The sequence below is a fragment of the Paenibacillus sp. FSL K6-0108 genome, assembly GCF_045040695.1.
In the GTDB taxonomy this organism is placed as follows: Bacteria; Bacillota; Bacilli; order Paenibacillales; family Paenibacillaceae; genus Paenibacillus; species Paenibacillus pabuli_B.
Window position 1 is genome coordinate 589,867 of sequence record NZ_CP150288.1, and the last position, 21,776, is coordinate 611,642.

Consider the following 21,776-nt stretch of genomic DNA (forward strand, 5'->3'; position numbering starts at 1 on the left):
TGCATGAGCAAGGTGATGGTGGCCCGGAGACGCACACTACCGGGATTCGGATTAACGATGGGTTACAGTGTGCTGTACCTGAGCCTGGTTGTACTTATTCCGCTGGCAGCGCTCTTGTTTAATTCCACGGGGTTGACCTGGTCCACACTAATTGAGGTGGCGACCAATCCCCGGGTACTGGCTTCCTTCCAGGTGAGTTTTCTGACTGCAGGTGCAGCGGCCCTGATCGATCTGGTCCTCGGGCTGCTCCTGGCTTGGGTACTCGTCCGGTATGAATTCCCGGGAAAACGGCTGTTTGATGCCGTCATTGATCTGCCTTTTGCTCTGCCGACAGCAGTGGCGGGGGTTGCCTTAACGGCGCTGTATGCCGGAAATGGCTGGATTGGGCAGTTTGTGGAACCTCTGGGCATCAAGCTGGCCTATTCACAGGCGGGTATTACCCTCGCGCTGATGTTTATCGGGATTCCGTTTGTGGTGCGCACGGTGCAGCCTGTTTTGCAGGAGTTGGAGGCAGAGGTGGAAGAAGCTGCCGCTACGCTGGGAGCGGGAAGATGGCGGATATTCCGGAAGATCCTGCTTCCGGATCTGATCCCGCCGCTGCTGACCGGCTTTGCGTTGGCCTTTGCCCGAGGCATTGGCGAATATGGCTCAGTGGTGTTTATCTCAGGCAATATGCCGATGAAAACGGAGATTGCGCCCCTGCTGATCATGGCGAAGCTTGAGCAGTTCGATTATGCGGGAGCTACGGCGGTAGCCTTGCTGCTGCTGCTGGTCTCTTTTGTCCTATTGCTGATCATTAATTCACTTCAACGCTGGAGCCGCAAGGCAGGCAGAGCTTAATGGATATAAGCCGACCTATATAAGTTGAACTTAACATTTACACGATAACGGAGAGGACAGAAAAATCTGGAGAAGCGGAGCGTTTGCCTTTATCCCCGGATTTTCCCTTTTTAGGAGTAGTTCATAAAAAAATCTGGGGATAACAGCAATCGGAAGATGTTCTGACCGCGCAGTGGTTTAGTGTAAATCATTTGTTCAACTTATATAAACCAAAAGGAGGTACAAAATATGGCGGGTTCCGTTCCATTGACGCCTGCTTCCCGTGTGCGAACCGGGCCGGGGCCAAATCGTGCAACCACGGAAGCACCATGGGTTAAATGGTTGTTGATCGGCTTGGCAAGTCTGGTGCTGCTCTGGCTGCTCATCTTGCCGCTGGTAATCGTGCTGATGGAGGCATTAAAGCAGGGCTGGGGTGTCTACATCGCCGCGCTTACCGAGCCGGACGCGATGTCAGCGTTGAAACTTACGCTGCTGGTTGCCGGGATCACCGTACCGCTCAATACGATATTCGGTGTGGCGGCTGCGTGGGTTATTACCAAGTTCCAGTTCAGGGGTAAAGGACTCATGATTACCCTGATCGATCTGCCTTTTTCGATCTCGCCTGTTGTAGGCGGGTTGATCTTTGTCCTTGTTTTTGGTTCGAATGGATGGTTTGGACCGTGGCTGGCCGAGCATGATATCAAAATTATTTTTGCCCTGCCCGGCATTGTTATCGCTACGTTGTTCATTACGTTTCCCTTCGTCGCCAGAGAGCTGATTCCGCTAATGGAGGATCAGGGCACGAGAGAAGAAGAAGCGGCGGTTACGCTGGGGGCCTCCGGGTGGCGGATCTTCTGGAACGTGACCCTTCCCAACATCAAGTGGGGGCTGTTATACGGCATCATTCTGTGTAATGCGCGGGCGATGGGCGAGTTCGGGGCCGTATCTGTTGTATCGGGACATATTCGCGGGGAGACCAACACCTTGCCGCTGCATGTCGAGATTCTGTATAACGAATATCAATTCTCCGCTTCATTTGCCGTCGCCTCCTTGCTGCTGATTTTGGCCCTGGCAACGTTGCTGCTCAAGAGCTGGTTGGGTCATAAAACGATTCCCGAAAAGTGATGGGACACTCCTGTATTTATGCCAATCATCTTGGTTATGAAAGGGGCTCCGAATGAAAATGGATTTTGTTTAAAACTTTGTGAAAATTCGGATTGACAGCTACTGGAAGCCCTGCTAATGTATAAACCAAGTATATAGGTTGGATAAGAATGAATTATAAGTCAGGTTGGATGACAGCACACTTGAGGAATATAGCGGGCAGTAGCCCGAGAAGAGGAGGCGGCTCTATGGCTAAGCCGTTAAAAGTGGATGAGGTATGGATGGATCGAATCGCCGGACAACTGAATGACATGGAGTTTGGCTCGCTGCACATCGTTGTACATGAAGGCCAGATTGTGCAGATGGAGCGGACCGAACGCAAGCGTTTTGAAAATACGCCCTCCGGCAGCGCCTCCAAATCCGGCAGCACTGCACGAAGCAGCTCACCCCGTTCATTGCGCTCATCGAATGCAAGCGCGAAGGGATAGGCTTCATGTAATTTAGGATCGAATTAGGCATAATGCAGAAAATAGTAGAAATTAAAAAAGAGAAGCCCCCAATTTTGCGGGCTTCTCTTTTTGGGTGTTGAATGAACTGAGACTGATGACGCCGGGCAAACCAAGTTAAAAAAGGTTTATTTTTCGGAAATGGCTCCGGATGTGCGTGGTTTATAGAGATTTAACTCCATATCCAAGTTCTCATCCTCCTGTGCTTCTGTACTTCGATTCAATTTCTTATCCAAATCGGTGTGTCCCGCATAGGGGCGATCACTGCGAGAAGGCGTTCCTGTCAGGCTGAAGCCCGAGATGAACAGGATGAGTTGTAATCCCAATGCGTAAGGAGCAGCGGCAAGTCCAATCAGATGAAGCAGGGAGCATAGGGCAATTAGAGTAACAAGTGCTTTGGTTACTGTGCCTGATGAACCCTGTCTTGGGCTGGACCAGAGCAGATAACCATAGAACACCGTGATGAGCAAGGAGACGAAGCGTATCCATGGCAAAGCATTGAACCAGGAGTGCCAGAAAGGATACATTAGACCTTGCTGCCGGAATACAAAATCAGCGATCAGGTATAGTACAGCCGCCACAGCGGCGGGCTCGGCAGCCGGACGAATGACATTCCATACAGCTTTTCCCCAATGGTCTGGATGGGCGTACCGATTCAATTCATCGGATAATGCTGCACTCTCTCGTTCGAGAGCCTTGTGCATCAAGGCTAGTCGAGCGGGATCAACATCGATGATACAGCTGCGGATCTGATCCTGAAGCTGTGGAGACAGATGCACAGCGGCTCTGCAGGATAGCATGGCCGTTAATAGTTCATGGTGCTCATGTTCCGTAAGAGCAGCATTCCGATGTTCTTTTACAGTGAGTTGTCCCAATAGGGTTGTACTTATGTATAATGTATCTCGTATCGCATGCATTCGCCTGTCACGGCTTCGTCTGACCTCAGTTGCAGACCATACGTAGAGTCCAAGCAGCACAGCGATGATTCCGAGTAGTACCGCCACGAAGCCCGGATATGAGAATAGAGCAAGCATCCAGCGTTGAAGCACAATGGTTCCTCCTTTGCAAAAACTGTAGTGCAGCATGAAACACGGTTCACATCAGCTTTCTCTCACTATTACACAGGAATTGCGTGAATTCAAGCAGGAACAGGAAAGGAGCATGATCTATGGACAACATCAACATTGAACATACACCGCCCTCAGCAGCAGAATACCTTGCGTTACGGAAGATCGCAGGTCTCAGTGCGATGAGCAAGGAGGGAGCGGAGATTGGGCTGCCCAATAGTCTTTTTGCCGTTTGTCTGCGTGAAGAAAATGAAATTTTAGGCATGGGCCGGGTCATCGGGGACGGTGGTTGCTTCTTTCAGGTGGTGGATATCGCCGTGCGCCCGGACCATCAGGGAAAAGGATATGGCAAATTGATCATGAGCGAAATCATGAATTATTTGCGTGAACATGTGCCTGCTCGTGGTTTGGTTAGCCTGCTGGCAGATGTTCCTGCCGATCGTCTGTACGCTCAATTTGGTTTCACCTACACCAGTCCAAAATCGGAGGGTATGTGGTGGAGACAAGGGGAATAGAACGGAAATAAAGCACAGGTCGTTGAAAGTGAAGTGAGGAGAATATGCTTAACCCCATTTTAATACGAAGTAATCGATGCTGAGCCGCATAAAACGGCTTTTTGTATGAGGAGTAAGAGCTGGAAGAGATTTTTTGGCGACGGTTTACAAGTGGGTGAAGAGGGTTTAAGATGGCGTGAGCCGTTTAAGGTATATAACAATGGGATTAAGTATTAAAATAACGGTAAGTTGACAAGATGATATCTACTGAAAAGAGGGATTTAATATGAAAGTTGCCATTTTTGGAGCAACCGGAACGATTGGGAAGACGATACTGTGGGAGTTGATGGACCGTGGACATGAGGTAACGGCGATTGTTCGTGATCCTTCGAAGGTTGAGATGGAGCATGAGCGTTTGCGTGTGGTAGAGGGGGATTTGCTTAACCCGGACCAGGTTGCCGATTTTACAGCAGGTCAGGAAGCTGTTGTGAGTGCTTATGGACCGAAGTTTGGTGCGGAGGAAGAGATGCTGGAAGTTACACGTTCATTAATTGAGGGTGTTCGTCGTGGAAAAGCAGGACGTTTGGTTGTCGTTGGCGGAGCAGGAAGCTTGCTTACGGATTCTGGAGAAATGCTGATGGACACACCAGGATTCCCTGAGGAAGTCAAACCATTGGCGAAAGCTCATGTCGATGCGTATAACCTGATTGAGGCATCGGATATCCATTGGACCTACATGAGTCCTGCGGCTACGATCACAACAGGAAGACGGACAGGTCTGTTCCGGGTTGGCATGAATCGTGTGATCACAGATGATCTGGGTGAGAGCTCGATTTCCGTTGGTGATTTTGCAGCGGCTTTGGTAGATGAGCTGGATGATCCGCAATTTATTCAATCCCGGTTTACGGTGGGCTATTAATCGTTATTCGGCTAAACCAGATCAATGAAACGGAGAATTGGCTTGGAGCGGTAAACAGAACAGGTTTGCTGAGTTGAGGTTTGGAGCATTGAATAGCTTAATAGCTCAGGTTTAATAGCCAGAAATTATTTCTAAAAGGGTTGTCACCGGGGAGGGATGAACGTTGTTTATCGTAACCGCTGAACAGATGAGAGCTGTGGATGAGCATACGATTCACAAGCTTGGCATTCCTGCTGCCAGTCTGATGGAGAACGCGGGCAGAGCCATTGCCGAGGAAGTTATTCAGTTGTGCCGGAAATACAGGGCTGAGCAGATGGGACAGCGTTCGCAGCAGCATGGCAGCTGGAACAATGGAAATGGGAAGCGGGCACACACGGGGCCCGGGGATCGGTCTGGTCATGGTAGCGACATCACCGCCGATCCGGCGCTCGTGATGGAGCAACCCGGCGATCAGCAGTGGTACATGCTGATCGGCAAGGGCAACAATGGCGGCGACGGGCTGGTTGCGGCGCGCCATTTGGTTGAAGCGGGGCTCGGCGTGACTTTGGTCTACGCCGATGCGCCGGATGCACTGCGGGGCGAGGCCGCAGTGCAGCGGGATGCCGCCGCGGAGCTCGGCATCCCTGCCTTGGTCCACGGGCGCGAAGCCGTGGACTTCAGCCGGTGCACAGGCATCGTAGATGCGCTGCTGGGCACCGGCTCGCGTGGGGCGCCGCGTGGAGCATATGCGGCGCTGATTGAGGCGGCGAACGACAGCGGCAAGCCGGTCGTGTCCGCCGATGTGCCAAGCGGGCTAAATGCCGATACCGGGGAGGTATATGAGCCCTGCATTCAGGCCCGGGTGACCGTATGTCTCGCGCTGCTTAAACGCGGGCTGGTGCAGTACCCGGGTGCATCTGCCGCGGGGCGGATCGTCGTGCGCTCCATCGGCATTCCCGCGCGGCTTGCGCCGGAGCATGGCCCCTCGGTCCGTCTGCTGACGGAAGAGGTGCTGCGCAGTGCGCTGCGCGTGGACACGAGCCGCCTCCGGGTACCGGACGGCCACAAGGGCACTTACGGCCACGTGCTGCTGGCCGCAGGCAGTCTGCCGATGAGCGGCGCAGGCCTGCTCTCGGCCAAAGCCGCGCTGCGCGCTGGCTGCGGGCTCGCCACATGGGCGCTGCCCGCGGCACTGCTGCCGCATGTCATCGGCACCGTGCCCGAGCTCATGCTCGCTGCCGCCGCCGATGGCGACAGCGGCGAATGGAACGCGGCTTCCGCCGACGCCGTGCTGCGTCTCGCGGAAAGCCGCGACGTGCTCGCGACCGGCCCCGGCCTCGGCCGCTTCAAGGGCGACACCGACTGGCTGCGCCGTCTGTGGCAGCAAACGGATCGTCCGCTCGTCATTGACGCGGACGCCCTCAACATGCTTGCAGACGCTGGCCCAACCGGGCCTCGCGACTGGGGTATACGAAGTGCGGCGACGATTCTGACGCCGCACCCCGGGGAGATGGGCCGACTGCTGGGCATGTCGACCCCAGAAGTGCAGCGTGACCGAATTGAACACGCTGTACGGTACGCCCGCGAGCAAGGCGTGACTCTCGTGCTCAAGGGAGCACGAACGGTCATTGCAACGCCATCCGGCGAGGCGTATGTTAACACCACCGGGCACGCTGGCATGGCCACCGGCGGTGCGGGAGACGTATTGACCGGCATTATCGCCGGTCTGCTCGCCCAGGGACTCAGCGCGGAGCAGGCTGCTGCCTTTGGTGTGTTCCTGCACGGTCAGACCGGGGAGCGTGCCGCGTTGCTGCGCGGTGATCCGGCATCCCTGCTTGCCGGGGATATTATGGACGCACTATAAATCAAGGGCATAAGCGAAGGCGGCAAGTACATGCAGGAAGTGCTCGCAAGAAGTAACGACAGGAAGTACGCACAAGAAGAACACACGGGATGGAACACACAGGATGAACAGGCAGGGAGTGCTCGTAAGAAGTGCTCACAAGAAAAACACACAAGAAGTGCACGCAAAAATGACACTCTGCATCCCCTGCGCATAACAGAAACAAGTAAACCATCCATAACATCAAGAAAGAAAGGGATGTCCTGTAGTCATCAACATGACGTGGATATCCCTTTCTAATGTGATACCGTTTAACGAACCGGACACACGCTATCAGCTGCATTTTCCATTGATCTGCGGTTTAACGAATCACAGCGACGTTATTTTCACTGATCGGCCGGTTCTGACCCAAGTTTGTACTATTATAACGAGAATAGCGTGCCTGGAATTCGTTAAACTGTGCATTCAACGCAAATCCTTCAATTAACGTTTGTACGATTCGCTAGAATGGGTTAGCGCTTCGACCCAAAAAGAAGGAAGTCTCTTCCAACCTTCGGTACAGCGGCTTCTCTTCTTTCTTTTATCATGGTTCAGCTACAACCGGAACCGTAATAGCTCCTGATGCATCTCTGCACTGATATCCCGCAGGGTTTTCACCTTGGTGCTTGCTTCGGCGAATGAACGCTGCTGCTCGGCCGTTGAAGCGGTAATTTCCTCGCTGCTTGCAGCCGATTGTTCCGTGATGGCACTTATATTTTCAATCGCCTGCTGAACCTGTGCGCTAAGTTCACTGGACTGCTGCATGTCTTTCGTAAGCTGATTAATACTTGTGCTGATCCGCTCTACACTGTGACGAATGCCGGAGAAGGATTCACCGGTTTTTCCGGTGGCCTGCTCCTGTTCTGCAAAGAGCTGGATGCTCTGGGTCACAGAGTTTTTCACTTTGCCCATAGACGCTGTGATTTCGCCGACAGCCGCAAAGATATGCTGCACTGATTGCTCCGATTGTTCGGCCAGTTTCTTCACTTCCCCCGAGACGACAGCAAAGCCGCGTCCGGCTTCACCAGCACGTGCCGCTTCGATGGAGGCGTTCAGAGACAGAAGGGTGGTCTGCGTAGCAATGCCCGACACATAGGCAGTCATGGTGGCAATTCGGGAGGCACTCTCCTCCAGTTCCTGGACCGTCTTTTCTACCTCGGTCATGGCAATCCGGTTTACTTCAGCCAGTCGAAGCTGTTCCTGTATGGCAATGTGCCCCTCCTGCACGGAACTCAGAACCTCGTTTCCATAGATGGCCGATTGTGAAGTCGCCTGAAGATTGCTTTCAAACATATGCTGCATCTTGTCCACGACCATAACCGTTTCACTTAGATCCTCAGCAATTTTCTGACTGCCAATCGATAGTTCTTCGGTCGTTCGGGAGACTTGCTGCACTATGGCTTGCACGGTATCATTGCCGCGATCGATATCCTGGGCCATCCCATCAACACGGTTTCCTGCCGCACCGATGGATTGAATGATACTTCGAATATTCCCCGTCATAAGGCGGAAGGAGCGGTTTAAGTCATCCAGTTCATCTTTGCCTCGGGTCTCTGGAAGCTGCTGCGTAAGATCGCCGTTCGCAATTTGTCCTGCGGCTTCCTTCAAGGAGCGAATGCGCCCCGCCAATTGTCGTGAAGTGTACATGTTGAACAACAGGACAGCGACCAGCAGGACGACGGCTCCGGCGAGAGCAATCTGCCAGGTCCGCTGGATGTCTTGCTCCAGAGCTACTGTGTACTGATCATATCGATCCCGGGTGACCTCATCCAGCATATAGATATCATTTTGTATGCCTTTGACCCGTGAGCTGAAACGTTTGGCGTCCGAACTGTTCATGGCTGTGATGGCTTCCGTGGCACCCGTGTCCAGAGCCGTTAATTTCGTTTGGATGGATTGAATCAGGCGAAGCTGTTCATCCGTTTCCAGCAAGCCTTCTGTGAGCTGCTTTACCATGGTTTTACCTTCATTCAGCAAGCGTGTTACATTATCCTGATTGCCAGCTGTCATGGAGAACGAGTACACATCGAGCGCCTGCTCGGTCTGTATCTGGTTAGCGTTCAGCTCCGTGACCTTCAGCATGGCAGGCACCAGATTTTGATTTTTGGCATTCATGTTTAGCAATTGAATAATGATATAGGCGACTAGCAAAAGGCATAACAGTAACGATACGATGGCATTCAATATCAGCTTTCCCTGCAATTTCATAAGCGTGCCTCCATATTAGCAATTGGTTTATTGATCTAGGGTAATTTTGGTTTTGCCGGAAGCGATCTGTGCTTTCAAATCTTCGAACGTTTGCTGTTGTTCGTCCGTGAGTGTGATGTTATGTAGGGCGGTTAAACCTACGCCGTTTTCTGCCAGACCATAGAACATTTCTTTTTCGGGAAATGAATGCTGGTTCTGAATGAACGTATTAATGGCGTTATGAAGAGAGACATCTACATTTTTGAGCATGGAAGTGAGTACTGCTTTTTCTGCTAAAAAGAACTGATCCTGATCCACGCCAATGGCGTATTTACCCAATCGCTGAATCTCTGAAAGTGAACCTATACCGGTAAGTCCGGCAGCAACATAAATCACGTCAACTCGTTGTTCCTGAATCATCTGTGCTGCGAGCTTACCTCCAAGATCAGGATTGCCGAAATCCCCGGCGTACACGACATGCACTGTGGCATCGGGATTAGCGGCCTTTACACCTTGCTCAAAACCTTGCTGGAAATCGTGAAGCACCGGAATATCCATTCCACCCAAGAAGCCCACATGGTCTTCATTTGTTGCAAAGCCAGCAATGATACCTGCAAGATAGCTGCCTTCTTCTGCTTTGAAGGACATGGAGGTCACATTGGGGAGATCGGAATGCCCGTCAATGATGAGAAAACGCTGATCGGGATATTTTTGAGCAACCTTCTCCAAATCGGCTTTTATCGTGTCGCTTAGACCAATAATCAGATCCACCTTATCCTTCGCAAATTGCTCAAAGGCTGCCTCGGATGTCAGATCCTTTCCCGGTTCCTTGTAATCAAACACAATACTGTTCTCGTTTCTTGCCTGTACCAATCCCTCAAAAGATGCGTCACTGAAGGAATGATCACCCAGGCCGACATCCGTAAGAACGATTCCGACCTTGGTTCGCTGATCTGCGGGGGAGACCTTCTCGGCTGCCGAACATGCTCCCAGCACCAGAACAACCAGAATCATCATCATGGTGAACCCGAATTTGTATTTCCACTGTGTTTTCATGTGCGTATGTCCTCTTTTCTGTAAGATGGAGATGACGTGTGAGGTGAGCGAATCCCCTATATGTATATCGGAAGGGAACAGAGTCTCCATAATGGGGAGTGATGAAAATTTACGGAAAATCATTGAAACGCCAATGAAACCCATGAATTATACATGGAATTTACATTTGATGAGGCATGAATTCGAATTCTCGACAGAACCTTTGCGTGCTGCTGATCAAGGTCAACGGAAAAAAGATAGACAAAAAGGCAAAGAGGAGACCAATCAGATCTCTTCTTTGCCTCTTCGTCAAACCAATAAATGATGAATGACTACACTAATACATTTATATATGAATGGTTTTCCCCATTCTCCCAGCGTATGCAATGCTTCAAGCTTTCCTACTCACATTCAGCTGCACTTGCAACATATTACCACGCAGCTACCGAGCCATCGGCCCGGCTTTCCGTGCCTCCGCATAACACGCCGTTGTCCGGGTTACGCCAGATGATCTGGCCGCGTCCAAACATTGACGGATCGAGGGCGATCTGTATATCATGCCCTTTGCGGGCAAGTGCTTGCGCAATATGCTGAGGAAATCCGGGCTCAACCAGAATCGTTTTGCCTTTGGTCCACTGCCAGCGCGGGGAATCGAGCGCGGCCTGTGGATTGAGGTGGAAGTCCACCGTATTCATGACGACCTGCACATGACCCTGGGGCTGCATGAAACCACCCATGACCCCGAATGGCCCAACCGCTTCATCACCACGTGTGAGAAAGCCTGGGATGATCGTATGATATGTCCGTTTGCCCGGCTCCAATGCGTTGGCGTGATTCGGATCAAGCGAGAAATTATGCCCCCGGTTTTGCAGGGCAATGCCTGTGCCCGGCACAACCAGCCCGGAGCCGAAGCCCATATAATTGCTCTGAATGAAGGAAACCATGTTGCCCTCACCATCTGCCGTTGCAAGATACACCGTTCCGCTTGCCTTTGGGTCGCCCGCTTCAGGTGGAAGTGCCCTATCGCCAATGAGCTTGCGCCGTTCGTCTGCATACGCTTCGGACAATAACTCCTGCACTGTAACGCCCATCTTGCGTTCCTCGGTAATGTACTTCTCCCCATCGGCAAACGCCAGCTTCATGGCTTCCAATTGTCGATGATACCCCAGTACGGATTCCTTTTCATCAAAATCAAAACCCTTCAACACATTGAGCGCTGCCAGCGCTATCAGCCCCTGACCGTTGGGCGGGATCTCCCACACCTCATATCCACGATAGGAGACCGAAATCGGATCAACCCATTCAGGCTGAAAGGTAGCCAGATCCTCCTTGGTCAGATAACCTCCGTGCTCTGCCATAAAAGAGTGAATACGCTCCGCAAGCTCGCCTTCATAGAAGTCTCGCGCTCCGCTCTCGCCAATCCGGCGCAGGGTTGCCGCATGATCCGGCGAACGCCACATTTCGCCCACGGTCGGAACACGCCCGCCTGGGGCAAACGTCTCAAACCACGCACGCCCGGCTTCCGCATCGCCTTGGCGTGCATAGATGTCGGCTGCCCGTGCCCAATGGCGGGCCAGCCCAGGCGCAAGCGGGTAACCTACTTCCGCGTAGCGGACAGCCGGTTCCAGCGCTTCCGCCAGCGTGAGCCGCCCGAATCGGCGGCTCAGCTCAGCCCAACCCGCCGGTGCGCCAGGCACCGTCACCGGAACGACCCCTAGCTTCGGCATCTCCGAATGGCCTGCCGCTTTGAGCGCCTCAATCGAAATGCTCTGAGGCGCAGGTCCGCTGGCATTCAGGCCATGCAGCTTGCCCTCGGTCCAGACGAGGGCAAAGGCATCGCCCCCAATGCCATTGGACGTTGGCTCCAGCACTGTGAGTGCTGCCGCCGTTGCGATAGCGGCATCCATGGCATTGCCGCCTTTTTTCAACACATCGAGACCGGCTTGCGCAGCCAAAGGCTGTGAAGTGGCAACCATGCCTTGTTTGGCATAGACGGGTACACGGTAGGACGGATACGGTTGATAGAGTGGATCGTAGTTCATCAGGTTGTTCAGCTCCTTGTCACAAGATGTCAGGTTCCGGCTTGCCGGATCAGTAGTCCTAACCCTCTTCGGAGCAGGGAACGTGATCTCCTGCTGCCAACGCGAAATCCAACCTGACATGACCCGTAAACGGAGAGGATACAGTTGCGTTCATAACTGTACCAATGTCCTTTTTTCAAAGATTTAAGCGATCTCCAGATAATCATGCATCAGGTCGTTACCATATCCCCACCATTGACATGGATGCACTCTCCGGTCACGTAGGAAGAGTCGCGGGACGCAAGATACACGTAGGCAGCTGCAAGCTCATAAGGCTGACCTGCCCGGCCCATCGGCGTCGAGGTTCCGAATATCTGCACATCTTCGGCGGAGAAGCTGGAAGGAATGAGCGGTGTCCAGATCGGCCCGGGCGCGACGCAATTGACCCGAATGCCCTGAGCAGCGAGCGATTTGGCGAGTACCCGTGTCAAAGAGACCACAGCCCCTTTGCTGGAGGAATAATCAATCAGCTGTACTTCACCTTTATAGGCCGTAATGGAAGCTGTATTGATGATGGATGCTCCTTTGCAGAGATGCGGGAGAGCTGCCTGAATCAGAAAAAAGTAGGCAAACACATTCGTCTGGAACGTATGATACAGCTGTTCTTCCGTAATATCGACAATGCTCGGCTGAACGTACTGTACGCCATGATTGTTGACCAGAATGTCGATCTTTCCGAAGGTCTCCATGGTTGTACGGATGACAGCCTCGCAGTTTTTCTTCAACCGGAGATCAATCTCGATCAACAGACACCGTTGTCCAAGTTCTTCAATGCGATCACGTGTCCTTTCGGCGTCGGTCCGTTCATATAAATAAGCGATGGTGATATCCGCACCTTCTTTGGCAAAAGCAATGGCTGCCGCTCTGCCGATTCCGCTGTCACCACCGGTGATAATTGCAACCTTGCCATCCAGCTTGCAGCTGCCAATATAAGCAGGATCTTCGCTAATTGGTTCAGGTACCATCAGGGTTTCCAGACCTGGCTGCCGGTCCTGATGCTGGGGAGGGAAAGCCAGCTTTTGTGGCTTGCACACCGTTTTCTCACCGTAAAAAGGATATACCGGATTCATTCGTTTTACTTCCTCCTCGCACGTTCATTCATACGCCTAATCTATGCATTCGCCCAGAAAAGGTGCGGCAGGCGGGAGAAGGATATTTGTTTTTAACGCAAAATATACCATAATAAGGATGTAGCTATTGCAACAGTTCATTAAATGTGGAGGTGTCAGGAGTCCAATGAATATTCAGGGGATTAACCATCTGTGCTTTTCCGTATCTAATCTGGAACGGTCCATTACCTTTTTTGAGCAGGCTCTCGGTGCCCGTATTCAGGTGAAAGGCCGAAAGCTGGCGTACTTCGAACTTGCCGGACTATGGATCGCTTTAAATCAGGAAGACGTCATTCGCAACTATACAGAACGAACGTATACACATATTGCATTTACCGTAAAAGAAGAGGAATTCGACGAGTCTGTACAGCAGCTTCGAGCGGCTGGAGCTGACATCCTTCCCGGAAGACCACGCGACCCGAAGGATGCATTATCTGTTTATTTTACCGATCCCGATGGTCATCTGTTCGAGCTGCATACCGGAAATATGAAAAAAAGGCTGGATTATTACCGGGAAGACAAACCTCATATGACCTTTTATCCATAAGACCACTGTGTAAATGGAGGTAAATGGTAATTAACGTATTTAATGTCACTGCAATTATCCGTAAAATAAATCTCAGGTTCACCGAGGATATAGGATATATCTAATGCCAAACGATACAGAAGGAGAGATGGGCGTGGAGAGCAAAGGATACAAATTACGGGTAATTGCAAGTGGACTCTGCATGGCCGCAGTCATGCTGGTTTCCGTTTTTACGGGGGGAATTCCCAATACGGGGGAACGTACGGGGTTTGCTGAAGTTTCGGTTGAACAGAATTATGAATTTCCACCTGTAACGCTGCTTGATCTGAATGACCCAGTCCCTCGTTGATGAATATGTATATTTAGTCCTGTCCGTTTTGGAGGTTTAGGCCGAAAATGGGGCCTCTGTTACAGAGACCCTAATTCCATAAAACCTTTTCGTTTGGATTTTCAGTTGTTAGAAGAAGATAGGATTTGTCTTTACTTGATAAATGACTTGTAGTCGTTATATTCCATTTTACGATTCTGCTTGCTCATGAGGAGTAATTGATGGCTGATATTGGCCTCACGCTCTGCATAAATGCGTTTTAGCAGGTCGTGACTCATTCTTAGAAAGTAATACCCTTCATTCGGATTGTCTTTCTCGTGGTACACCAGACCGAGAAGACGATATAATTTTGCCCTCAGTATCCCCTCATCTCGCTGATCGAGCAATTGAAGGGCTTCTTTGATGGTGGCCTCTGCTTGCAGCGGCTCGCGTTCTTCCAGATAGATTTTACTCATTTCCTCCAATATGGAAGCCTTCTTGTCGGGCAGATTGCGTTTGTCGTATATATCGGCGCATTCAGTCAGCAAGGGAAGGGCTTCTTTTTTTTGCCCAATATGAAGCTGAATTACAGCAAGATTGTGAAGGGCAAGCACATAGGATTCACTCTTAGCCCGTTTATATGATTCTGCCGAGGTTTTGGTCCAATTCTGGCTTAATGAGAGATGCCCGTCCTGTTCAGACATATAGTAGGCTTTGCCCAAACCAAGTGTAATCTCGCCATAGAGTTCCTGCTGTCCTGTCATTCGGGCTTCCTTTTCTGCTTTGTGATAGAAATCCAGCCCTTGATCCACATTCCCCAAGCGCAAATGAGTCGTTCCAAGGTAGGTCATTGCACGAATATGATTCTCATGAAGGTGTTTAAGCCTGCTGCTATAAATGTGCGCCTGTTCATAATATTTCCGGGCCGCGTGGAATAGTTCTGCGTGAAAGGCAGATCGCCCCATCTCCAGATAATATTGCACAATGCGTTCTCGATCTCCGGTGCGGGTTACTGTAAAGGCGGCGGCTTCGCCCTTGTCCATGGCTTCCCGATGTTCCCCCATTCGATTATGGCTGCGCATGATGAGAAGATAGGCATCTGTCTGGTCCAGCGTATCCTTGGTTAGTTTGAGCACATTGTGACCCATGCGAATGCAGGCACGGTCGTTGTTTTCCTGATAATAGGCCTTTGCTTTGTCCAACACGGCTTCACCGATATCCGTATCTGTCCCTGTATCTCCTCCCAAAAAATACTCAATGGGCGTATTCAATCGTTTCGCAATAATCTTCAACATACGTTGGGAAGGAACGGCTCTGCCCTTTTCGATAAGGCTGATATAGGAGCGCGTCATATCCTCCCCTGCCAGTTGTTTTTGAGAGAGTCCAAGCTGCTCCCGGATTTCCCGGATTTTGGGTCCGACCATGTTCATTCACCGCCGTCTACTAGAATTGTGAATTATTGTTGATTTCATGGAGTGGGAAGATACATGAGGTAAGGGGTGTAAGGGGGTTATTTACCTCCATTTACAGTTTAATTCCAAATTGAGAGATTATAGAATGATGGTATCCAAGATGAAAGGAGGAGAAATGAATGGTCCTTAAAGCGACTCCCATTACACTGGAGCAACTGAAACGTAAAGAAGCAGCGCAATTGGAAGCTAATGTACAGGGTGAGACTCGTGAAGTCAGTGCTCGTGCAGTAGAAGCTCGTGCAGTAGAAGCTCGTGCAGTAGAAGCTCGTGCAGTAGAAGCTCGTGCAGTAGAAGCTCGTGCTGCAGAAGCTCGCGCAGTAGAAGCTCGCGCAGTAGAAGCTCGCGCAGCAGCAGCTCGCGCAGCAGAAGCTCGTGCGGCAGCGGCTCGCGCAGCAGAAGCTCGTGCCTGATCTTACTTACTTAGCGTATTGCGTTAGATTCATAGATGAGAGCTTCCGTGGAAGCTCTCTCTCCCTATATTCAGAGAGATTCGCACGTTGGTGATAACGAGGTGTTTTGAGCCGATGCAAATTAAGCAAATATGGTCTTACATTCCAGAACATATCGTCCCCATCCGGGAACTGAATGATGCTCTGGGACTCAACAGTGCCCAGACAAAAGTACTGGAAAAAATTCATGGTTTAAAACAGGTTCGGCAAGACAAGGACGGAGATCTGGCGGCTTTACTCGGACGTGTACTTACCCAAGTGGTAAACCATAGAAACACAGTCCCTGCTTCGATTAAGTATATCATTTATTGCCACACAATTCAGGAAAATTTCCCCTTTCCTATGAAAGTTTTGCAAGGTTTGAAACAGGCATACGGATTGCAACATGCCATCGCGTTTTCACTTACGCAGCAGAACTGTGCATCGGGTTTGGTTGCCCTGAATGTTGCCGAGACTTTGCTGCCTTCATTGGAAGCGGATGATCATATTTTAATTTTGACAGGGGAAAAAACGTTTAGCCCCGTTGTGCAGCTGATTCCCAACACAACCGTGATGGGAGAGGCAGCCGCGGCTGTCCTGGTCGGTAATATCGGAGATGGAAGCCGTATGGTTGGTCTTACGAATATTACGCTCGGTCAGTACTGTAATGTGCTAACGGGAAATCCTCAACTACAAAGGGAATTTCAGGAGATATACACACCGCGGTTATGCGATGCCATTCTTACAGCAGTGGAACAGGCGGGACTTGCACTGCAGGATATTCGATATATCGTACCGCACAATGTGAATCTATCCTCCTGGAAAAAGGTAGCCGCCCGATTATCGTATCCCCTCGAACGTATGTATACATCGAATGTGCAGGAGATTGGTCACTGCTTCTGTTCGGATCCGTATATCAACCTCCAAGCTGTTCTGGAGCAGGAGCTTCTGCAACCGGATGATTATTATCTGCTTGTTACAGTTGGTCTAGGGGTTACCTTCAGCGTAGCAGTAATGCAATATGCAGGAATTGGAGGCGATGGTCGTGACGACAGTGTTGACCGATTTTTCGAGCAAGTTGAAGTTGGCGTTAACGGGCCGGCATAATGTTACTTTTGTATATCTGAACAATTTTGAGGTTGAGGAATATTGGGGTGATCAGGGGATTATTAAGCTGCCTTCATTGAGCATAGGCTCGGCTTCAGACGTCGTGAACCGGATGGAAGAATTGGGACTGTTTCTGGCCGGAGAGAACGATATCATTTTGCTCAAGAGTCTGCCGGATCAAGCCTTCATGGCAGAGGCGCATTCACTGGGCTTTGGCCAGTCGCGCTGCATTGCTGCGAAATGCAACGAGCCTGCACTGAACATCACTGCTAATCTTCTCAGTTGTCCAGATACGCTGGACAAGCTGCGTCAGCTGTCCAAGAATCCCGACACACCTACGTATTTGGTCCCCTTCGGGACATCGGAACAGGAAGAAGAGCTCTCACGCATTACCGGAATTCCTCTTGCCGTTCCCTCCTCAGACGTGTTCCGCAAGGTGAATGACAAGGGGTATTCGCGCCGCCTTAACGCCGAGCTGGGCATTCGCCAAATTCCAGGCGCAGAATGTACATCCCTGGAAGAGCTTGCATCCAGTTTTGAACGCCTGAAGCCAGTGCTTGAGCAGGGTGGACGCCTTGTGCTGAAGGATTCCATGGGCGTGTCGGGCAAAGGCATTACCGTGATCTCTGATGAAAGCAGATTTTACAAATGTATGAGCTTGCTGGAGAAGCAGGCGAGTAAAAAGGATATTCGCAGGGTCAATTACGTGCTTGAGCAATGGATCGACAAAATCTGTGACCTGAACTATCAGATCCTCATTGATCGGTCCGGCGGAGTCGAATTCCTCGGTGTAAAGGAGTCGTTGGTAGAACAGGGCGTGCATCAGGGACATCTTATGCCTTCTCGCCTGAGTGACATTCAGCTTGGCATCATTCAAGAGGCGGCTTTGCGAATCGGTACCGCCTTGCATCGGGACGGATATTACGGCATCGCCGGCATGGACGCGATACTGGATGAGGACGGCACAATTTGGCCCAACCTTGAGATCAATGCAAGGTTTAACATGTCTACATACCAGACGAACATTCAAGACCGTTGGCTCCCAGAAGGCATGTTCGGTCTCGCCAAAAAATACACACTTCGTCTCAAGCGTTTGCTGGAATACGGAGAGCTGCGTTCCAGACTGGGTGGGCTAATGTTCACACCGGAGAATGGCGAAGGGCTGTTCATCAACAACTTTGCCACGGTCAATGCGGCATTCAAAAGTGAGGGATGTCTTTTTTCCGGACGTCTGTATGGCGTTATTATTGCGTCTTCCTCCGAACGGCTGCGTGCCATCGACGAATCGGTAGAAGCCGTCTTAACTTCGATAAGTGAGGTGATGTGATGTCTGCGGAATATCAGATTCAGCAGTTGCCCATCTCGGAAATAGCCGAGAAATTCGGGACACCCCTGTATGTGTATGACGGGGATGTCCTGCAACAGGTATATCAGGAGCTTAGGGGATCGCTTACTCCCCATGTGGAACTGTTTTATTCATTGAAGGCCAACCCGAATGTTTCGATTGTACACATGCTGCAAGAGATGGGCGCGCAGGCGGAGGTGTGCTCCCTAACGGAATTGCACACGGCTCTAAAGGCAGGAGCAGCACCAAGCAGCATTATTTTTCTTGGGCCAGGAAAAAGCGATGAAGAAATTGCCGCCTGCATACGTTATGGCATTTATGCGATTGTATGCGAATCATTCCAGGAGCTTGAGCGCATTGAGATGATTGCCGCCAGCGAAGGGCGAATCGTATCGGTGGCGCTAAGAGTGAATCCTTCCTTTTCTGTGAAAGGATCGAGGCTGACTATGGGCGGGAAACCGCGCCAGTTTGGCATCGATGAAGAGAGTGTGTTCCAGGGGAGAAAGCTGTTCGAGAGCTGCTCCCATGTGGAGATCATGGGACTTCACGTATACATGGGAACCCGCATGTTGGAGGTAGAACCGATTGCCGAGAACACCCGTCATATTCTGAATCTGGCTGAGCGCATTGAACAAGAGCTTGATATTACGCTGCGCATGGTGGATGTCGGTGGAGGATTGGGTGTGCCGTATCATGAAGGTGAGCAGCCTTTGTCCATTGCATCCCTGACGGAACAGTTGAATCCGCAGTTCGAAGCTTTTCGTCTTGGGCATCCAAACACCCGATTGTTCATGGAACTTGGGCGTTATCTGGTAGGAACCTCCGGCATGTTAGTCAGCCGCGCTTTGTACGTCAAGCAATCGTATGGAGAGAACTTTGTCGTGACGGATGGAGGAACGAACTGTCATATGGCAGCGGTAGGCACCGGATCGTACGTGAAGCGTAACTTTCCGATTGCATCCCTGACGCGTTATGGAGAAGCACCTGTAACCGAGTACAATATCACGGGTCCCTTGTGTACACCCAATGATGTTGTGGGCAAACGCGTGCAGCTTCCCCTTGTGATGCAAGGAGACTTGATTGGCGTGTTTCACTCCGGAGCCTATGGACCAACAGCCTCTCCAACGCACTTTCTAAGTCACGGAAGTCCTGCTGAAGTTCTAATTGTCGACGGAGAGGCCCATCTGATTCGCGATAGGGATACCCCAGAGGATCTGCTGGGCAAACAGCGTTTGATACAAGTGTCCAATACTGCAATAACCAATTAATAAGGAGAGATGATGAACATGACAACTGCATTATTGCTTGAAGAGATTAGGGGTGCCATCGCTGAAGTATTGAATACGGAAGCCAGACAGGATATCCAATTGAGTACTTCTTTATTTGACGAACTTTATCTGGATTCGACTTCGGTTCTGGAGCTGCTGATGACGCTTGAGGACCGGATTGAGGGTCTGGAGATCGATCCGGACGAGCTGGAGCCGGATGTATTCGATACAGTAGGCTCTTTGGCTGCTTACATCGAGAAGCAGCTGATTGCGGCTTGATGGCTTCGCCTGTTGCCATTCGGGAGATGGGGGTCAGGCTTTTCCTGGAAAGCCATCCTCCATTCGAGCATCCTGATTTATTGCGCTTGCACCGGGATATGTTTGCAGATACTCCGGTAAAGTATGATGTTCAGCTTTTGCAGGAGCGCAACAACAATGCCTATCACGACATGAGCGTGGAGCTTTTGGAAGCGACAGGGCTTGACCAGGTTATGCAGGATGTGGATGTGCTGCTGCTTGCTTACAATTTCCCGAATATTCGTCCCGATATTTCGATCGTGAATTATTTGATGGATCGCTATCAAGCGCGCTTTATCAGCTTTGCGGTAAACGATCTTGGTTTTGGCGCCCCCTTTGCCGCACTTCATATGCTTCAGCATTATTTGAACCGGGAGGGATTCAATACAGGCATGCTGCTGATCATGGACCAGACGGCTCTCCCCTATGAAACGATGGAATTGAACGAATCGTCTGGGCCGGATACGGCTGCAGTCATTTTGCTTGACCGAATGACAGGCAGTGGGCCTTGTCTGCTGGGTGTGGAGATGCGATATGCCGACCAGTCTATATCCGATACAGCGGCTCTGGTGATGGAACGATTATGCAGTGACGCATCCATTCACCAGAGTCAGATTACCCTGCTCATCCATCCTGATTTGGAGCAGCAGTGTGCGGGCACTCCCTGGTACGAAGCGTGTGGATGGAAGGGGTGTTACGATCCTTCACGCTGGAGTGCAGCACCGTTCTTCGCGCTACAGGAGCTTCTGAAGGAGAAGGACGGGAACGAGTACATATGCCTTATGCATCTGGAGCAAACCGATTCATTCATTCACGCGTTGTTAATTCAAACCGGCGATGCAAGGATGGATGGTCAGTAACAGGAAGGAGGAAGCACAGTGGCATTCGGTATTGTGGATATTGGGGTCTACCTGCCTGAAGAGATCCAGCAGCCGGAAGAGGTACTGGCTGCCCTGGAGTTGGGAACGGGTGAACTTCAGTTTTTGCGCAAGTGCCATCACCTGGAAGGCGTGCCTGTGACGGAGCCAAGTCAGATGCTGGATGATACGATTACGCTGGCTGTGGAACGCCTCCAGACCAAACAGCCCCTCTCCGGAATTGACCTTGTACTCTACGTCCATTCCTTTCAAGTACAGACACCCGGTGATTACAGGCTTATACAGCGTGTACTGCAGCGTTTCGGAATGGAACATGTACCTTTCTATGGCATGTCCCAGATGAACTGCGCTTCGTCGATAGCGGCTCTTCAATGGCTGGAACGTCTTTCACAAACACAGCCTCACATTGAGAATGTGCTGCTTGTTTGTGCCGATCAATTCAATTTTCTGCCTCCCGAATGGCGCTATCTACGCAAATCGGCAATCCTGGGCGATTCCGCCGTAGCCGTTCTGTTAAGTAGGAATAGTCATCAGCACGTCGTTCAGGCGACACATATTTTTCGGGATACCCGTTTTCATACGGGCTATCACGCCACCGCGGATGAGATCACGGCATTTAATCGATTGTATGTGGATTATATCATTCAAGGCATGGAAGAGCTGCTGTCCAAGGAAGGCTTGACTCTTCAGGATGTGGATCATATCTTTCCTCATAATGTCAACTGGACGACCTGGAAGGAATTCTCGCGAAGAACGGGGTTCGAGCAGGAGCGGATCTATCTGGATAACATTCAGCGAATCGGCCATACCTTCTCCACGGATCCGTTTATTAATTTGAACTCCGGACTGGAACAGGACTGGGTTTGCAGGAAGGGACGCTCTGTCATGGTTAGTATTGGACTGGGCAGTTTTTTTGGTTTTGCATTGGTGGGGCATGGAGAATAAGAAGAACGAGTGAACAGGAGG

General features: G+C 51.0%; 22 protein-coding genes. 16 read left to right on the forward strand and 6 right to left on the reverse strand.

Annotated features, from left to right (window positions below):
- Nucleotides 1-3 precede the first annotated feature (3 nt).
- From cysT to MHB49_RS02935, 3 genes are all read left to right on the forward strand, one after another.
- Nucleotides 4-840, forward strand: a complete 837-nt coding sequence (gene cysT / locus MHB49_RS02925; RefSeq protein WP_247900495.1) for a sulfate ABC transporter permease subunit CysT — start codon at nt 4-6, stop codon at nt 838-840.
- 228 nt (nt 841-1,068) lie between these two features.
- Entirely contained in the window at nt 1,069-1,944 is an 876-nt protein-coding gene (cysW, locus tag MHB49_RS02930) for a sulfate ABC transporter permease subunit CysW (protein ID WP_063566190.1), read from the forward strand.
- Between the two features lie 227 nt (nt 1,945-2,171).
- Nucleotides 2,172-2,411: a YezD family protein gene (locus tag MHB49_RS02935; protein ID WP_062322628.1), complete on the forward strand. Its 240-nt coding sequence runs from the start codon at nt 2,172-2,174 to the stop codon at nt 2,409-2,411.
- A gap of 146 nt (nt 2,412-2,557) precedes the next feature.
- Here MHB49_RS02935 and MHB49_RS02940 read toward each other — a convergent pair whose 3' ends face one another.
- Entirely contained in the window at nt 2,558-3,478 is a 921-nt protein-coding gene (locus MHB49_RS02940) for a hypothetical protein (protein WP_405154958.1), read from the reverse strand.
- Nucleotides 3,479-3,597: 119 nt separating this feature from the next.
- Here MHB49_RS02940 and MHB49_RS02945 point away from each other — a divergent pair, with 119 nt between their 5' ends.
- The 3 genes from MHB49_RS02945 (at nt 3,598) to MHB49_RS02955 (ending at nt 6,752) form a co-directional block, all read left to right on the forward strand.
- On the forward strand, nt 3,598-4,011 hold the full coding sequence (locus MHB49_RS02945) for a GNAT family N-acetyltransferase (protein WP_405154959.1): 414 nt from the start codon (nt 3,598-3,600) through the stop codon (nt 4,009-4,011).
- Nucleotides 4,012-4,276: 265 nt separating this feature from the next.
- Nucleotides 4,277-4,909 carry an NAD(P)-dependent oxidoreductase gene (locus tag MHB49_RS02950; protein WP_405154960.1) on the forward strand — a complete coding sequence of 211 codons (633 nt, stop codon included), beginning with the start codon at nt 4,277-4,279 and terminating at the stop codon, nt 4,907-4,909.
- A gap of 163 nt (nt 4,910-5,072) precedes the next feature.
- Complete coding sequence (locus MHB49_RS02955) at nt 5,073-6,752, forward strand: NAD(P)H-hydrate dehydratase (protein WP_405154961.1); 1,680 nt, start codon at nt 5,073-5,075, stop codon at nt 6,750-6,752.
- A 573-nt stretch (nt 6,753-7,325) separates the two neighbouring features.
- Here MHB49_RS02955 and MHB49_RS02960 read toward each other — a convergent pair.
- Together MHB49_RS02960 and MHB49_RS02965 are read right to left on the reverse strand one after the other, a co-directional pair.
- Entirely contained in the window at nt 7,326-8,978 is a 1,653-nt protein-coding gene (locus MHB49_RS02960; RefSeq protein WP_405154962.1) for a methyl-accepting chemotaxis protein, read from the reverse strand.
- A 27-nt stretch (nt 8,979-9,005) separates the two neighbouring features.
- Nucleotides 9,006-10,013, reverse strand: a complete 1,008-nt coding sequence (locus tag MHB49_RS02965) for a BMP family protein (RefSeq protein WP_405154963.1) — start codon at nt 10,011-10,013, stop codon at nt 9,006-9,008.
- A gap of 91 nt (nt 10,014-10,104) precedes the next feature.
- Here MHB49_RS02965 and MHB49_RS02970 point away from each other — a divergent pair, with 91 nt between their 5' ends.
- Nucleotides 10,105-10,317: a hypothetical protein gene (locus MHB49_RS02970; RefSeq protein WP_405154964.1), complete on the forward strand. Its 213-nt coding sequence runs from the start codon at nt 10,105-10,107 to the stop codon at nt 10,315-10,317.
- 106 nt (nt 10,318-10,423) lie between these two features.
- Here the strand turns inward: MHB49_RS02970 and MHB49_RS02975 are convergent, their stop codons facing one another.
- Nucleotides 10,424-12,034, reverse strand: a complete 1,611-nt coding sequence (locus MHB49_RS02975; protein WP_405157027.1) for a gamma-glutamyltransferase family protein — start codon at nt 12,032-12,034, stop codon at nt 10,424-10,426.
- A 209-nt stretch (nt 12,035-12,243) separates the two neighbouring features.
- The gene (locus MHB49_RS02980) at nt 12,244-13,143 is read right to left on the reverse strand and encodes a glucose 1-dehydrogenase (protein ID WP_405154965.1); all 900 of its coding nucleotides are present in this window, start codon (nt 13,141-13,143) and stop codon (nt 12,244-12,246) included.
- 166 nt (nt 13,144-13,309) lie between these two features.
- On the opposite strand from MHB49_RS02980, the gene fosB reads away from it, so the two are divergent.
- Together fosB and MHB49_RS02990 are read left to right on the forward strand one after the other, a co-directional pair.
- Nucleotides 13,310-13,729 (forward strand): metallothiol transferase FosB, encoded by a 420-nt coding sequence (gene fosB / locus MHB49_RS02985; RefSeq protein ID WP_405154966.1) that lies wholly within the window; start codon nt 13,310-13,312, stop codon nt 13,727-13,729.
- Between the two features lie 103 nt (nt 13,730-13,832).
- On the forward strand, nt 13,833-14,057 hold the full coding sequence (locus MHB49_RS02990; RefSeq protein WP_405154967.1) for a hypothetical protein: 225 nt from the start codon (nt 13,833-13,835) through the stop codon (nt 14,055-14,057).
- 131 nt (nt 14,058-14,188) lie between these two features.
- Here MHB49_RS02990 and MHB49_RS02995 read toward each other — a convergent pair whose 3' ends face one another.
- The gene (locus MHB49_RS02995; protein ID WP_405154968.1) at nt 14,189-15,439 is read right to left on the reverse strand and encodes a helix-turn-helix domain-containing protein; all 1,251 of its coding nucleotides are present in this window, start codon (nt 15,437-15,439) and stop codon (nt 14,189-14,191) included.
- Nucleotides 15,440-15,606: 167 nt separating this feature from the next.
- Between MHB49_RS02995 and MHB49_RS03000 the strand changes: the two genes are divergently transcribed.
- The 7 genes from MHB49_RS03000 (at nt 15,607) to MHB49_RS03030 (ending at nt 21,755) form a co-directional block, all read left to right on the forward strand.
- On the forward strand, nt 15,607-15,897 hold the full coding sequence (locus MHB49_RS03000; RefSeq protein WP_405154969.1) for a hypothetical protein: 291 nt from the start codon (nt 15,607-15,609) through the stop codon (nt 15,895-15,897).
- A gap of 114 nt (nt 15,898-16,011) precedes the next feature.
- Nucleotides 16,012-17,022, forward strand: coding sequence for a 3-oxoacyl-[acyl-carrier-protein] synthase III C-terminal domain-containing protein (locus MHB49_RS03005; protein WP_405154970.1), 1,011 nt, complete (start codon nt 16,012-16,014; stop codon nt 17,020-17,022).
- Nucleotides 16,961-18,349: an ATP-grasp domain-containing protein gene (locus MHB49_RS03010; protein WP_405154971.1), complete on the forward strand. Its 1,389-nt coding sequence runs from the start codon at nt 16,961-16,963 to the stop codon at nt 18,347-18,349. The genes MHB49_RS03005 and MHB49_RS03010 overlap by 62 nt, the downstream gene beginning before the upstream one ends.
- A complete protein-coding gene (gene lysA, locus MHB49_RS03015; RefSeq protein WP_405154972.1) occupies nt 18,349-19,635 on the forward strand; it encodes a diaminopimelate decarboxylase in 1,287 nt (428 codons plus the stop codon). The genes MHB49_RS03010 and lysA overlap by 1 nt, the downstream gene beginning before the upstream one ends.
- An 18-nt stretch (nt 19,636-19,653) precedes the next feature.
- Complete coding sequence (locus tag MHB49_RS03020; protein ID WP_405154973.1) at nt 19,654-19,914, forward strand: acyl carrier protein; 261 nt, start codon at nt 19,654-19,656, stop codon at nt 19,912-19,914.
- A gap of 26 nt (nt 19,915-19,940) precedes the next feature.
- Nucleotides 19,941-20,792 carry a hypothetical protein gene (locus tag MHB49_RS03025; RefSeq protein ID WP_405154974.1) on the forward strand — a complete coding sequence of 284 codons (852 nt, stop codon included), beginning with the start codon at nt 19,941-19,943 and terminating at the stop codon, nt 20,790-20,792.
- 18 nt (nt 20,793-20,810) lie between these two features.
- On the forward strand, nt 20,811-21,755 hold the full coding sequence (locus MHB49_RS03030; RefSeq protein ID WP_405154975.1) for a 3-oxoacyl-[acyl-carrier-protein] synthase III C-terminal domain-containing protein: 945 nt from the start codon (nt 20,811-20,813) through the stop codon (nt 21,753-21,755).
- Nucleotides 21,756-21,776 lie beyond the last annotated feature (21 nt).

What these genes read in the sequence shown, in the direction of transcription:
- MHB49_RS02975 (WP_405157027.1), bottom strand. Translation starts at nt 12,034, where the DNA reads ATGAACTACGATCCACTCTATCAACCGTATCCGTCCTACCGTGTACCC.
- fosB (WP_405154966.1), top strand. Translation starts at nt 13,310, where the DNA reads ATGAATATTCAGGGGATTAACCATCTGTGCTTTTCCGTATCTAATCTG.
- MHB49_RS02970 (WP_405154964.1), top strand. Translation starts at nt 10,105, where the DNA reads ATGGGGAGTGATGAAAATTTACGGAAAATCATTGAAACGCCAATGAAA.
- MHB49_RS03000 (WP_405154969.1), top strand. Translation starts at nt 15,607, where the DNA reads ATGGTCCTTAAAGCGACTCCCATTACACTGGAGCAACTGAAACGTAAA.
- MHB49_RS02945 (WP_405154959.1), top strand. Translation starts at nt 3,598, where the DNA reads ATGGACAACATCAACATTGAACATACACCGCCCTCAGCAGCAGAATAC.
- MHB49_RS02990 (WP_405154967.1), top strand. Translation starts at nt 13,833, where the DNA reads ATGCCAAACGATACAGAAGGAGAGATGGGCGTGGAGAGCAAAGGATAC.
- MHB49_RS03005 (WP_405154970.1), top strand. Translation starts at nt 16,012, where the DNA reads ATGCAAATTAAGCAAATATGGTCTTACATTCCAGAACATATCGTCCCC.
- cysT (WP_247900495.1), top strand. Translation starts at nt 4, where the DNA reads ATGAGCAAGGTGATGGTGGCCCGGAGACGCACACTACCGGGATTCGGA.
- MHB49_RS02950 (WP_405154960.1), top strand. Translation starts at nt 4,277, where the DNA reads ATGAAAGTTGCCATTTTTGGAGCAACCGGAACGATTGGGAAGACGATA.
- MHB49_RS02965 (WP_405154963.1), bottom strand. Translation starts at nt 10,013, where the DNA reads ATGAAAACACAGTGGAAATACAAATTCGGGTTCACCATGATGATGATT.
- MHB49_RS02980 (WP_405154965.1), bottom strand. Translation starts at nt 13,143, where the DNA reads ATGAATCCGGTATATCCTTTTTACGGTGAGAAAACGGTGTGCAAGCCA.
- lysA (WP_405154972.1), top strand. Translation starts at nt 18,349, where the DNA reads ATGTCTGCGGAATATCAGATTCAGCAGTTGCCCATCTCGGAAATAGCC.
- MHB49_RS03025 (WP_405154974.1), top strand. Translation starts at nt 19,941, where the DNA reads ATGGGGGTCAGGCTTTTCCTGGAAAGCCATCCTCCATTCGAGCATCCT.
- cysW (WP_063566190.1), top strand. Translation starts at nt 1,069, where the DNA reads ATGGCGGGTTCCGTTCCATTGACGCCTGCTTCCCGTGTGCGAACCGGG.
- MHB49_RS02935 (WP_062322628.1), top strand. Translation starts at nt 2,172, where the DNA reads ATGGCTAAGCCGTTAAAAGTGGATGAGGTATGGATGGATCGAATCGCC.
- MHB49_RS02995 (WP_405154968.1), bottom strand. Translation starts at nt 15,439, where the DNA reads ATGGTCGGACCCAAAATCCGGGAAATCCGGGAGCAGCTTGGACTCTCT.
- MHB49_RS03020 (WP_405154973.1), top strand. Translation starts at nt 19,654, where the DNA reads ATGACAACTGCATTATTGCTTGAAGAGATTAGGGGTGCCATCGCTGAA.
- MHB49_RS02960 (WP_405154962.1), bottom strand. Translation starts at nt 8,978, where the DNA reads ATGAAATTGCAGGGAAAGCTGATATTGAATGCCATCGTATCGTTACTG.